Raw genomic sequence first — 12,324 nt, forward strand, 5'->3', positions numbered from 1 at the left:
AATATTTGAAAGTATATAATTGAAATGTGGAATAAATTACCAGGAGCGTATATGATGTTAAAGAATACAAATATAGTAAAGATGGCCAATCAAGCGTTGGTATTGGACTCAATTAAAAAGAATAAGATGATTACAACGGAAGAGATCATCAGCCAGACAAGGCTGAGCCGTACGACAGTGCTGACCATGATGAAAGAACTGGGGCAGCAGAAGCTTATTGAGAAACGCGGCAATGTCAGGCAGTCCGTGGGCCGTCAGCCTATTTTATATTCTTTAAGCAGGGATGTATATTATGCAATTGGGATTGATGTTGACGTTGCACCTATTTATATGGCCATATCCAGACTGGATGGTACGATCGTCTATTCCAGACAGTGGGACGTCTCGGAGAATGCTGACGGCAGGGCGATTAAAGAGTCCATTGCAGAGCATGTGAGCAGGGCGTTTGTAGAGGCACGAATCAGCCGTGATAAGATTATCGGGATGGGAATCGGACTTCCGGGGGTTATGAACCTTCAGGAGAATATAGCTGAGAAGATCAGCCGTATACGGGGATGGGAAAACTTTGATATTGCAAAAGAATTAGGCGATGTTTTTGATTTTCCAATCTACGTTAGGAATGATACCCATCTTCTCGGACACATGGAGATTGAATCAGAGAATGAAAATATGCTTTACATCCTCCATCGTTCCGGTATCGGTATGGCACCGATCATTAATGGGGAGGTGTATGAAGGGACCTTCGGAAATGCCGGATATATCGGGCATACACGGATTGGCGCCCAGGGCAGGAGATGCAACTGCGGGCTGAAAGATTGTCTGGAGGTGTACTGCTCCAAAAGAAGCATTGAGAAATCTTACGAAGAGACCACCGGTATCAGGCTGGGGTACGATGCTCTTATAACGGCAGCCAGGAACGGGGATGAGAATGCATGTGAGATTTTTAAGACGGCAGGCACTTATTTCGGTATAGGAATCACCAATGCGATTAAGACCTATGATATACTCGGTGTCGTGATTGGGGACCTGCGGTGTCAGGAAGACCACATTTTCTTTCAAAGTATACAAGACAGTGTAGCGGAAAATTCCGTTAATTTCAGTGTAAAGCAGCCAACCGTAAGGCTCAGCAGCCATAAGAAAGACGAATATGGCATGGGAGCCTGCCAGTTTGTACTGGAGAAATTCTTTGAACAGCCTAAATTCCATACGAACATAAGTGAAAATGGCGGTGAATGGGTTGAGACAATGTAAATATAATGTAGGAATTGATATAGGAGGAACAAAAGTCAATATCGGGATTTTCCAGAAAACAGGACAACTTGTGGATAAGGTGAAGATTCCATCCCAGCAGGGGGAAGATATTGAAATTTTTGTGGATAGGATAGGATGTGAATTGAAGCGGCTGGCCCAAAAGTGCGGGATCATGATTGAGGAGATCGAATTTATTGGCTTAGGTGTTCCGGGGACCGTTGATATGAGAAGTGGTATCGTAGAATACTGTCCTAATTTATTCTGGGATATGGTCCCTTTAAAGGAGTATTTTCAGACTATTTTCCTGAAACAGGAAATACAGGTCATTCAGGATTCCTGGGCAGGTGCGCTGGCGGAGCATGAGTTTGGTGCAGGGATCGGATATGCAGATATGACCTGCATAACTCTGGGGACGGGAATAGGCGGGGGAATTATCGCAAATAACCGGATTTTTTCAGGAGGAATGCACTGCGCCGGGGAGATCGGACATACGATCATAGAAAAGGACGGGCGCGGCTGTAATTGCGGTAACTGCGGATGTCTGGAAAAGTATGCTTCCGGGAATGGAATATATGAACAGGCGCTGGAATATTTCCCTGAGAAACTGCGGGGAATGAAAGAGGGGGCGGAGTCTGTATTTGAGCTGGCTTATCAGGGCTATGAACCAGCCCTCAGGCTGATAGAGAACAGCGTGCAGATGCTGGCTGTCGGACTGGCGAATCTGGTCGGAATCATCTCGACGGAGGCGATTATTATCAGCGGAGGGCTTTGTGAGCATGAGGAGTTGATATTAAAGCCATTGCAAAAATATATATTAGAATATGGATATCATTCCTGGACCCGCCAGAACAGGCTTGTAGTCAGACAGGCAAAGCTTGGAAGTGATGCACCGATGATCGGGGCGGCTTTCATATATAAAGGACTGGGAATATAAATCATACAAGGCGGCTGGTTTTCATCAGCTGCTTTGTTTATTTCATACAGGGTTTTTCTTTCATGTGCATCATCCTCCCATAAAATGGCAATACTCCTTTTGAAAGGAGGCAGAACAATGCTGGAAGAAAACGTGTTAGTATCATTTTTGAGGAAATTTGACGAGCAGCCGTTTCTCGTGAAAATGAATGGCAAAGAATACTTAATCGGGGAGGGGAAACCCACCTTTACGGTGAAGTTCCATAAGATGATCCCCATCAAAGACTTGGTGACAAGTACGTCCCTCGCATTGGGAGAAGCCTATATGGACGGAAATCTGGAGATTGAGGGAAACCTTTATGAGGCGCTGAATCATTTCTTAGGACAGATGGATAAATTCTCTACGGACCAGAAAGCGCTGAAGAAGCTGATTTTCTCTTCTCCGGCAAAGAAGAATCAGGAGAAGGAAGTGCGCAGCCATTATGATATAGGAAATGATTTTTACAAGTTATGGCTGGACGAAACATTGAGTTATTCCTGCGGATATTTCCGGCGGGAAGATGATACGCTTTATCAGGCTCAGGTCAATAAAGTGGATCATATTCTGGAGAAACTGTATTTAAAGGAAGGAATGAACCTGCTGGATATCGGATGCGGATGGGGATTTCTTCTGATTGAAGCGGCTAAGAAGTATCAGGTGCATGGCACTGGGATCACATTAAGTGAAGAGCAGTACAGAGAATTTAGGCACCGCATTCAGGAGGAAGGACTGGAAGACCTGTTGTCGGTAGAGTTGATGGATTACCGTGATCTGCCGAAGACAGGAAAAAAGTTTGACCGGGTTGTGAGCGTGGGGATGGTAGAACATGTTGGACGTGACAATTACCAGCTGTTTCTGGACTGTGTAAATCAGGTTATGGAACCGGGCGGGCTGTTCCTCCTGCATTTTATCAGTGCGTTAAAAGAACACCCGGGTGACCCTTGGATTAAAAAATATATTTTTCCCGGCGGCATGATACCGAGTCTGCGGGAAATGCTCTCTGATATGGCGGAGGATAATTTTCATACTCTCGATATAGAAAATTTGAGACTTCACTATAATAAGACATTGCTCTGTTGGGAAGAAAATTATAAGAAACATATCCCGGAGGTCCGGAAAATGTTTGATGACAGGTTTGCAAGGATGTGGGATTTATATTTATCTTCATGTGCGGCGACATTCAGAAATGGAGTGATTGACCTGCATCAGATATTGGTGACGAAAGGGATTAATAACCAGCTGCCTGCAGTCAGATGGTATTCATAGGGAAAATATGTGCATCACTAAAGTCGTTACAGTGCATAACCGATAAGGAACGGGCTGTAACGACATTATTTCTTTTTCATAGCTTTTATTAAGTTTCTCAATGCAATGATTTCTTCACTGGACAGTCCGGATAAATCTACTTCCTGTTTGTTATCAACCCCAAGGAGATAATCTGTAGATACCTTAAAAATCTTCGCTATGTGGATTAGGACATCATATGATGGAAAACGAAGTCCGGTCTCATAGGCACTGATGACAGATTTTGTCATTTCCAGTTTTTTTGCCAGCTGTGCCTGTGTCAATTTATCTCGCAATCTTAGATTCCTTAAATTCTCACCAAATTCTACCATAACAACTCTCCTTACACTATTAGTGTACTATATTATGCGTATTTAATTGGTTGATTATAACTTTGACTAGTGGACTAATAGCGATGATATGTACAGAATTAAACTACAAAAAAAGGAACAGCAAAAGAATGCGTTCAGGGTAGTTTTCAGGGCATCCGGACATGAAGGGAACTGCCGGTTGCATTTTTCTGAAAACTAGATTACAATAGACCGATGTGGAAAGGAGAAGTTAAACATGGACTTTATTGAAATTTTAAAGGCCGTCATTCTCGGGATAATCCAGGGGATTACTGAATGGCTTCCGATCAGCAGTACAGGGCATTTGATTCTATTTGACAACATATGGCCCATGACCTCGACACCGGAATTTTTTGAAGTATTTAAAGTGGTTATTCAGTTTGGTTCTATCCTGGCGGTTCTGGTTCTATTTTTTCATAAGCTCAATCCATTTTCAACGCATAAGAGCAGACGTGAAAAGAAAGAAACCTTTGATCTGTGGAAGAAGGTTGCTGTTGGCTGCGTACCGATTATTATCGTCGGACTGCCTTTGGATATGATTCTGGAGGATTATCTGTCCAGTGTCTACGTGATTGCGGCGACCCTGATTATATACGGTATCGCATTTATTGTGATCGAGAATATGAAGAGGCGTCCTTCTATGCGGTCTCTGGGGGAACTGACATTTAAGACGGCCTTTTTTATAGGGTGTTTTCAGGTACTGGCGGCTATTCCCGGGACCTCCCGCAGTGGTGCAACGATACTCGGTGCGGTACTGCTTGGATGTTCACGCTACGTGGCCAGTGAGTTTTCCTTCTTCCTTGCAATACCAGTTATGGCAGGTGCAAGCGGGCTGAAGCTGATCAAATATTTCCTGAAGGTGGGGATGTTCAGTGGGACAGAGTGGGTGCTCTTAATTATAGGCACAGTAGTTTCCTTCGTAGTATCTGTCTTTGCAATCCGAATGCTTCTGAGCTATATCCGCAAGCATGACTTTAAGATATTTGGTGTTTATAGAATATTACTTGGTATCATTATCATCATTTATTTTGGATTTATCGGTTAATACTGACGGAGGAAATCGAAATGAAGACGGCGGTTATAGGATACAGCGGATGTGGAAAGTCCACACTGGCACGATTTCTTGGAGAGAAGCACCACACAGAGGTTCTGCATCTGGACTGCGTACACTGGCTCCCTGAATGGCAGGAGAGAAGGCATGAAGAGGAGGCAAACATTGTCTGCCAATTTATGAACCGGAATAGCTCATGGATTATTGAGGGAAATTATACCGGTCTGTTGTACGACAGAAGACTGGAAGAAGCAGACAGGATTATCATGATGTGTTTTAACCGTTTTGCCTGCCTGTTCCGTGTGATGAAAAGATTATACAGATACCGTGGGAAAACAAGGGAATCTATGACGCCCGGCTGTCCGGAAAAGCTGGATCTGGAGTTTCTGATCTGGATATTATGCAAAGGCCGCGATCAAAGGCAAAGGAACAATTACAGACAAGTCAGGGAGAAGTACAGAGATAAAACGATTGTTATCAGGAATCAGAGACAGCTCACGGCATATATGCGGCGAGAGACAATTTAGAACTAAAAGATACCCGGACAGTAGATTGAAAATTGTCCGGGTATCTTTTTTGTTTCTTTTTTCAAAGGGGTCTGACCCCTTTGGATTTATTCTGCAGGAACTTCGGCGATTGGGACTTCCGGGAATTCCATTCCGTGTACCGTACCGCCGGCAGCGGCCTTGGCGGCTTTCCGTGCTGCTTTGCGGTCTTCTGCCTTTGAGATACAGATGGCACAGTTTGCGTCACCGGTAATGTTGACAACGGTACGTCCCATATCAAGGATACGGTCAATTCCGGCAATCAGTGCGATTCCTTCCAACGGAAGACCGGCACTCTGAAGTACCATAGAGAGCATGATAACTCCGGAGCCGGGAACACCTGCTGTACCTACAGAGGCCAGTGTGGCTGTGAGCACAACCATGATCTGCTGTGTCAGTGTCAGGTGGATGCCGAATACATTTGCGATGAAGATTGCACATACGCCCTGATAGATGGAGGTTCCGTTCATGTTAATCGTAGCGCCTAAAGGAAGTACGAAGCTGGTAATCTCTTTTTTGGCTCCCAGTTTCTGGCTGCATTCGATGTTCAGCGGCAGTGCGCCCACTGAACTGGATGAGGAGAATGCCATAGTCATAGCGGGCAGCATTCCTTTGAAAAATGCCAGTGGTGACATTCTGGCCATTGTCTTTGTTGTGAAAGAGAATACAACAGCCATATGGAAAATATACGCAAGGTAGATAACGATAATTAGTTTTAATAATGGAAGCAGGACGGATGGGCCGTTTTCTGCAACTACAGGAAGCAAAAGGGCAAATACACCAACCGGAGACAGTTTGATGATGATCCCCATAATCTGAAGACAGACATCTGTCATGCTGTCGATCAGCCGTCCCAGAGGTTCTCCTTTTTCCCCGGCGAGAATGATTCCAAATCCGAAGAAGAGCGCCAGTACGATTACTTGAAGCATGGTAGCTGAAACAAGTGGTTCTACTGCGTTTGAGGGGAATATATTGAGCAGGGTATCCATAAAGCTCGGTGTTTCAACGCTCTCAAATGTGAGTGTTTCTGTTGCAAGGTTGAAGCCTGTTCCGACCTTGCTCACATTGGCGAAAACCATACCAAGTGTAACTGCAACTGCCGTGGTCACCAGATAGAAGGATACACTTTTGAGTCCGACAGAACCGACTTTTTTAATATCCTTCATGGAAATAACTCCGCTGATAATGGAACATAATACAACGGGGACAACAATCATTTTAATCAGATTCAGAAACAGTGTACCAAATGGTTTGATATACTCGACTGCGAACTCGGGATTCTTCTGGAATGGGATTCCTCCCAGAATACCGAGTACCATACCCAGCATAATCAGGAATGGCAGTGACACTTTAAATTTCTTTTTCATATTAGAATCTCCTTTCAATTGCAAATCTCTTTTTAATCCGTTCGTCTCTCTACGTTATATATTAGTAATAACCTACAAAAAACTACAAAAATATTTCTGGAAAATATAAAATTGCACAATGCGATAATAATTTAACACTTGCGGCAGCACGGCCACGTCTGTATACTTAAAGGTAGACCAATGGGAGGTGGAGGCATGACTTCAATACCGGGGATTTTAAAAAATAAGCGGATCAGGGCAGTTTGCTATGGAATTCTGCTGGGACTTGTCTGTCAGATTTACATTGCGCCATTTGCCTATTCGAGTTATGTTGTCTCTCTGGGGACGCCGGTTTTAACGGCACTGCTTTTATTTTATCCATCCATTTGCGTGATACCGCTGACATTTTCCATGACAGTGACGGCGTGCCTGCTGCGGGGTGTGATCGGTGCAGCAGCCGGAAAGACTACATTTTCAGATATGTTTATCCCGGCTGTTTTTTATTATGGTGTGTACAGCCTGATCCTGTGTATTTGTGTCAGGCTTTTCAGGGACCGTGGGAAGTCGAAGCTTATGGCAGGAATGATTTTCTGCGATTTTGCCGCGAATGCAGTGCAGCTCGTGCTTATGGGACATGTTGACGGTGCGGCGGTTGTAGATTCTGCGCTTGTAGCAGTGATACGCGGTGTGCTTGTCTGGATGCTGTACTGGATGTATGAATGGGAACACCTGTATCTGAGGAAAAAAGAACATCAGAGCCATTATGCACAGTTGAACCAGATCGTGACAGATATCTATGCAGAATCCTTTTACCTGAGGAAATCGATGGAAGATTTGAATGAACTGACCAGAAAGAGCCACCAGCTTTATGAGAATCTGGAGGCGGAAGGGCAGGATGGACAGCCGGCGCTTGATATTGCAAGAGAGGCGCACGAGATCCGTAAGGATTACCAGAGGATTGTGGAAGGAATCTCATCACTCGTACACGAGCATGAAGAGAAAAGCATGAAGCTTTCTTATATTTTGCGGATAATTGAAGACAATACGAAACGTCAGATAAATGAGCGGGGCAGGATGTTGTCATTTAAGCTGAAGAATCAGTCTGAGATGCAGATACAACATTATTATGATATATTTACGATTTTAAATAATCTGCTTGTAAACAGTATGGATGCCTGCGAAGAGAACGGACATATCAGCCTTACTGTTCAGGAACAGGACCAGATGTTGAAACTGGAGGTCGCAGATGACGGATGCGGGATGGATGAGGATACGAAAGAATATATCTGGGGAGCCGGGTTTTCTACGAAATATGATAAAGAAACAGGGCAGATGTCCACAGGGATCGGATTGTGCCATGTGGCAAATATAATCAGGCATCTGGATGGATCGGTAGAAGTAGAGAGTGCGCCGGGAAAGGGCACAAAATTCACGGTGCTGCTTCCAATTAAGGAATTGTAATGGAAAATATGGGGCATAAGACGGAGGGGTAGAAGATGAAACCTTCTATATTTATAGTAGATGATGACAAAAATATACAGAAAATGCTGGAACTTTTTATCCGCAGGGAGGATCTGGGAAGAATTACCGGGATTCAGGACTCTGGGGAGGATGCGGCGGAAGAAATCCTGTTTGCACAGCCGGACATCGTACTTCTGGACCTGCTTCTCCCGGGAAAGGATGGGATCCACGTTCTGGAGGAAATCATTCAGGGCGGTTTCAAAGGAAAAGTAATCATGATCTCACAGGTTGATGACCCCGTGATGATGGAAAAAGCCTACGAGAGAGGGATTATGTTCTATATTAACAAACCGCTCAATGCCATCGAGGTCATCAGTGTAATCTCGAATGTGGCTAAACTGGTAAACCTCCAGAAATCTATGGATACGATTCAAGGTGCACTTATGGGCATTCAGTCCGCACCGTCGGTTAGTAGAAATGTGCTGAATGAAAGATATCAAAAGATATGCTCTGATATCGGAATCTGGGGGATGAAAGGGATTGATGAACTGAAAAAGATTATTTTCACCATACTGGAATACCAGAAGGTGGAAAAGTCTTACCAGATGAAGGAAATATATGAAAAAGTAGCTGGTGAACTATATGGAACAGACCAGCTTGCTTCCAATAAGAAAGCACTGGAACAGAGAATCAGGAGAATCATGCTGAAGGCTCTGGACAATATTGCACAGATGGGGGCAGAGGACTATTATGACCCTGTGTTTGCAGATTATGCGAACCTGCTGTTTGATTTCGGACAGGTAAGGGCAGAGATGAGGCACTTAAAAGACTCCTCATCAGAGCCGGGGCGGATCAGTTCCAAGAAATTTATCGAAGGCTTTCTTCTCAGAATGACGGCTTAGATGGAAAATGCCGGGCTTCAGCAGCAGAAATAGTTATGTGTTGAAGCATAAATACAAGATATAAAAGAATATGATGACGGCTGACAGACTTTTATCTTTTTCAACAAAGGGATAATGCTATAATCTTCCGGACAAGGACCAGACGGCCCTGACAAGCTTAATTTAGGAGGAAGATTATATGTATAGGAAGAAACGGATCATAGCGGTACTGCTTGCAGCATTTATGCTCGCCCTGTTAGTTGGATGTGTCGGGAAATTCGATGCAGGCGGATACACGAAGTCACTTTTGGATGTTACTTATAAGAACGACACACAGCAGTATATCGAGCTGACAGGCTCCACAAAGGATGCGGCGGACAAGATATTTGAAAAAAATCTGGATGCCACGATGGAGGAATTTGAAAACCTGAATCTGCCGGACGAGCTGGAAAACAAATACCGTCAGCTGTTCGGGGATTTGATCAGAAATGTAAAATATACAGTGAGCGAGGCCAAGGAAGATGACAATGGGAACTTTACAGTCGATGTGTCGATTGAGCCGCTGACTATTTTTGACGATACATATACAGACTTTCAGAATCAGGCAAAGGAATATGCAACTCAGGTCAGCAATGACGTAATGAACGGGGCCACCATGCCTTCTGACGAAGAGATGCAGAATCATATCTACGAGTTATATTATGAAATCCTGAATCAGGATCTGGAGAAAGGGCTCCAGTATGGGGAGACTGAGGTCATAACCGTGCATGTGAACCGGGGGGAAGGGGACATCTATGAGATTCCGCAGGAGGATATGACGGCGCTGGATGAAGCGATGCTGTCACAGACAGTGCTGCAGTAGGGAATAAGTGTTTGAGCCATAAAGCATATCTGTACTGTGAATTGATTTTAAAGAAAGGATTTTACGATTATGATTAAGAAAGTTGCTATTGTACCATTTGTTACAAATGGCAGAAATTCACAGGCAGGGCATGACGGGTATTTAAATTTCTTTAAGAAAAAAAGGAGTGCTGTACTTAAGGAAAATTTGGAGAATGCCCTCTTATCAGAAAAACTCAATGTTGAAGTTATAGTGGATGTGAATCATGGTGATTTACAGGGATTGAAACGCGAGGGTGTTGATTTAATGTTAATTCCAGAAGATATCGTAAGTTATATTGATTATACAAACATTAATAAAAAAGAAGAGTGCTACAAATTAAGCAGCGATGAATATGAAGATGGAGAACCGACTAAAGTAGTAGAATATATTAAGAGGGCAAATGGAAGGTAGACTAAACGCATTTAAATGCGATTTCTGAAAACAAATGTTTAAATAATATATTGCCCCTTTGGATAAAATAATCTAAAAGAAGTTTAGGATCTCGATGATAATAACCTATATTGGATTTGTAATAATCCCACAATCCTGTCCAATCACGCGGAAAATAAAAAATCCTGTAGTTCCACGAACTACAGGAATACAGGGGATGAGAGAATCGAACTCCCACCAAAGGTTTTGGAGACCCCTATCATACCACTTGACCAATCCCCTATTTGTTTGTGACTCAATTACCAGTCACTTGATTATTATACTCATAGGACATATATTTGTCAAGAAAAATTAAAAACTTTTTTAAATTTTTCTCCGGCCTATGTTACTGTTCATACCCTGCGGGCGTGCATAGTAACCAGCCTATATCATCACACTTATGCAGAAGCAGGGTACAGCACGATACCCTGCTTTTATGCACTAAATGTTGTCTCCAGAGAGTCCGGCTGCCGGCTGTTTTTTATGTCCCCCGGCGTAATGGTAAACGCCCTTCTTGCACCAGATGAATCCTGCTGATACAAATACGGTTAAAAATTCCGCGGCCGGAACAGAAAGCCAGACGCCGTTAACACCGATCAGGCGGGGCAGCAGAAGGATACTGACTACAAGGAAACCAAATGTTCTCATAAAAGAGATGGCTGCCGATACCTTCCCGTCTGAGAGTGCAGTGAACATCGCTGATGCGAAGATGTTTATTCCTGCAAACAGATAATTGAAAGAGAACAGGAAGAAGCCTGTGGCAGCGATTTCAAAGGTTCTGCTTGTTCGTGGAGTAAATATTTCGACGATCAGGTCAGAGCCAGCCAGTGCGCAGGCCATGATGACTACGGAGGAGACAGCGATAAACAGCATACATATTTTGAAAATCCTGCGTAGCCTCTTGGTGTTGCCACTGCCGTAATTAAAGCTGATAACCGGCGCCACACCCATTGAGAATCCCATATATAGGGCGTTGAAAAGGAACTGGCCGTATAGCACGATTGTGATAGCAGCGACACCTTCTTCGCCCAGCATCTTCAGCATGATAATATTGAACAGGTATGTCACGATTGCAGTGGAAAGATTGGTAACCATTTCAGAGGAACCGTTCAGGCAGCTGTTTAGAAGTACCTTCATATTGAATATGGGTTTGACGAAATATAAATCATTCCGGGTAATCAAAAAGTAAAGAACTCCGATGACTCCGGGAATCATCTGTCCCATACCGGTTGCAATGGCAGCACCTGCGATCCCCATCTGAAGGGGCCCCATCAATACATAATCCAGAACGGCATTTGCAATGCCGCCTAAGATTGTTATCACAAGCCCGATCTGTGGCTTGCCCGCTGTTACGAAAAAGGTCTGGAACAGCATCTGGAGCATACAGACCGGAGCAAAATAGAGCAGGATACTGAGGTAAGTAACACTGTCGGCCACGATTTTTGGGGTTGCGCCGAGTAATTCCACAAGCGGCGTAATCCAGACATTGCCGAATATCATTACTGCGGCCCCAAAGAGGACGCCTGTTATGACGAGGAGCGTGAAGCTTTGTTTTGCCTCTTTACTTTTACCTTCGCCCATTTTTTTAGCAACAACCGCACTTCCTCCCGTGGCCAGCATAATCCCGACAGCGATCAGTATATTAATGGCAGGATAGACAATATTGGATGCAGACAGCGCGTTGCTTCCAAGCAGCCTTGATATAAATACGCCGTCTATAATAGTATAAAGCGACATAAACACCATCATAATCATGGATGGCAGTGCAAATTTTAATAAAGAAAACAGTTTAAAATCCTGTCCGATTGATTGACTCATAATATCACCTCAAAACTTTGTTTATCAGCTTGTCAAGCTGCGGGTATACATTTCCCAAAGGATATGATAAGGT

12 protein-coding genes and 1 tRNA gene are annotated in these 12,324 nt (G+C 43.8%); 9 read left to right on the forward strand and 4 right to left on the reverse strand.

All coding sequences use genetic code 11. The annotated features are described in order from the left end of the window. The first annotated feature begins 51 nt into the window (after window positions 1-51). The 3 genes from DWX43_RS00105 to DWX43_RS00115 all read left to right on the forward strand — a co-directional run bounded on the left by DWX43_RS00105 (window position 52) and on the right by DWX43_RS00115 (window position 3,469). A complete protein-coding gene (locus tag DWX43_RS00105) occupies window positions 52-1,251 on the forward strand; it encodes an ROK family transcriptional regulator (protein WP_182440578.1) in 1,200 nt (399 codons plus the stop codon). Beyond that, on the forward strand, window positions 1,238-2,185 hold the full coding sequence (locus DWX43_RS00110) for an ROK family protein (RefSeq protein WP_182440579.1): 948 nt from the start codon (window positions 1,238-1,240) through the stop codon (window positions 2,183-2,185). The genes DWX43_RS00105 and DWX43_RS00110 overlap by 14 nt, the downstream gene beginning before the upstream one ends. Before the next feature lie 117 nt (window positions 2,186-2,302). Beyond that, window positions 2,303-3,469 (forward strand): cyclopropane-fatty-acyl-phospholipid synthase family protein, encoded by a 1,167-nt coding sequence (locus DWX43_RS00115; RefSeq protein ID WP_118618022.1) that lies wholly within the window; start codon window positions 2,303-2,305, stop codon window positions 3,467-3,469. A 65-nt stretch (window positions 3,470-3,534) separates the two neighbouring features. Here DWX43_RS00115 and DWX43_RS00120 read toward each other — a convergent pair whose 3' ends face one another. After that, window positions 3,535-3,819: a helix-turn-helix transcriptional regulator gene (locus DWX43_RS00120; RefSeq protein ID WP_118618024.1), complete on the reverse strand. Its 285-nt coding sequence runs from the start codon at window positions 3,817-3,819 to the stop codon at window positions 3,535-3,537. 235 nt (window positions 3,820-4,054) lie between these two features. Here DWX43_RS00120 and DWX43_RS00125 point away from each other — a divergent pair, with 235 nt between their 5' ends. Together DWX43_RS00125 and DWX43_RS00130 are read left to right on the forward strand one after the other, a co-directional pair. Next, window positions 4,055-4,882, forward strand: a complete 828-nt coding sequence (locus tag DWX43_RS00125; protein WP_118618026.1) for an undecaprenyl-diphosphate phosphatase — start codon at window positions 4,055-4,057, stop codon at window positions 4,880-4,882. 20 nt (window positions 4,883-4,902) lie between these two features. Further along, window positions 4,903-5,415 carry a DNA topology modulation protein FlaR gene (locus DWX43_RS00130; RefSeq protein ID WP_118618028.1) on the forward strand — a complete coding sequence of 171 codons (513 nt, stop codon included), beginning with the start codon at window positions 4,903-4,905 and terminating at the stop codon, window positions 5,413-5,415. Window positions 5,416-5,501: 86 nt separating this feature from the next. Here the strand turns inward: DWX43_RS00130 and DWX43_RS00135 are convergent, their stop codons facing one another. Next, window positions 5,502-6,800, reverse strand: coding sequence for a dicarboxylate/amino acid:cation symporter (locus tag DWX43_RS00135; protein WP_279220766.1), 1,299 nt, complete (start codon window positions 6,798-6,800; stop codon window positions 5,502-5,504). A gap of 195 nt (window positions 6,801-6,995) precedes the next feature. Between DWX43_RS00135 and DWX43_RS00140 the strand changes: the two genes are divergently transcribed. The 4 genes from DWX43_RS00140 (at window position 6,996) to DWX43_RS00155 (ending at window position 10,415) form a co-directional block, all read left to right on the forward strand. Then, window positions 6,996-8,240, forward strand: coding sequence for a sensor histidine kinase (locus DWX43_RS00140; RefSeq protein ID WP_182440580.1), 1,245 nt, complete (start codon window positions 6,996-6,998; stop codon window positions 8,238-8,240). Window positions 8,241-8,275: 35 nt separating this feature from the next. Further along, window positions 8,276-9,142, forward strand: coding sequence for a DNA-binding domain-containing protein (locus DWX43_RS00145; RefSeq protein ID WP_118618032.1), 867 nt, complete (start codon window positions 8,276-8,278; stop codon window positions 9,140-9,142). Between the two features lie 178 nt (window positions 9,143-9,320). Next, window positions 9,321-9,983: a hypothetical protein gene (locus DWX43_RS00150; protein WP_118618034.1), complete on the forward strand. Its 663-nt coding sequence runs from the start codon at window positions 9,321-9,323 to the stop codon at window positions 9,981-9,983. 69 nt (window positions 9,984-10,052) lie between these two features. Further along, on the forward strand, window positions 10,053-10,415 hold the full coding sequence (locus DWX43_RS00155) for a hypothetical protein (protein WP_118618036.1): 363 nt from the start codon (window positions 10,053-10,055) through the stop codon (window positions 10,413-10,415). A 190-nt stretch (window positions 10,416-10,605) separates the two neighbouring features. Here DWX43_RS00155 and DWX43_RS00160 read toward each other — a convergent pair. Together DWX43_RS00160 and DWX43_RS00165 are read right to left on the reverse strand one after the other, a co-directional pair. Then, a tRNA-Trp gene (locus DWX43_RS00160) sits at window positions 10,606-10,676 on the reverse strand. 198 nt (window positions 10,677-10,874) lie between these two features. Continuing rightward, entirely contained in the window at window positions 10,875-12,251 is a 1,377-nt protein-coding gene (locus tag DWX43_RS00165; RefSeq protein WP_118618038.1) for an MATE family efflux transporter, read from the reverse strand. Window positions 12,252-12,324: the final 73 nt, after the last annotated feature.

This window comes from Clostridium sp. AF19-22AC, from assembly GCF_003479085.1.
Taxonomy (GTDB): Bacteria; Bacillota; Clostridia; order Lachnospirales; family Lachnospiraceae; genus Faecalicatena_A; species Faecalicatena_A orotica.

Bases quoted from the DNA above. Each gene is read 5' to 3' on its own strand.
- DWX43_RS00150 (WP_118618034.1), top strand. From the start codon at position 9,321: ATGTATAGGAAGAAACGGATCATAGCGGTACTGCTTGCAGCATTTATG.
- DWX43_RS00130 (WP_118618028.1), top strand. From the start codon at position 4,903: ATGAAGACGGCGGTTATAGGATACAGCGGATGTGGAAAGTCCACACTG.
- DWX43_RS00135 (WP_279220766.1), bottom strand. From the start codon at position 6,800: ATGAAAAAGAAATTTAAAGTGTCACTGCCATTCCTGATTATGCTGGGT.
- DWX43_RS00140 (WP_182440580.1), top strand. From the start codon at position 6,996: ATGACTTCAATACCGGGGATTTTAAAAAATAAGCGGATCAGGGCAGTT.
- DWX43_RS00125 (WP_118618026.1), top strand. From the start codon at position 4,055: ATGGACTTTATTGAAATTTTAAAGGCCGTCATTCTCGGGATAATCCAG.
- DWX43_RS00120 (WP_118618024.1), bottom strand. From the start codon at position 3,819: ATGGTAGAATTTGGTGAGAATTTAAGGAATCTAAGATTGCGAGATAAA.
- DWX43_RS00145 (WP_118618032.1), top strand. From the start codon at position 8,276: ATGAAACCTTCTATATTTATAGTAGATGATGACAAAAATATACAGAAA.
- DWX43_RS00155 (WP_118618036.1), top strand. From the start codon at position 10,053: ATGATTAAGAAAGTTGCTATTGTACCATTTGTTACAAATGGCAGAAAT.
- DWX43_RS00165 (WP_118618038.1), bottom strand. From the start codon at position 12,251: ATGAGTCAATCAATCGGACAGGATTTTAAACTGTTTTCTTTATTAAAA.
- DWX43_RS00105 (WP_182440578.1), top strand. From the start codon at position 52: ATGATGTTAAAGAATACAAATATAGTAAAGATGGCCAATCAAGCGTTG.
- DWX43_RS00115 (WP_118618022.1), top strand. From the start codon at position 2,303: ATGCTGGAAGAAAACGTGTTAGTATCATTTTTGAGGAAATTTGACGAG.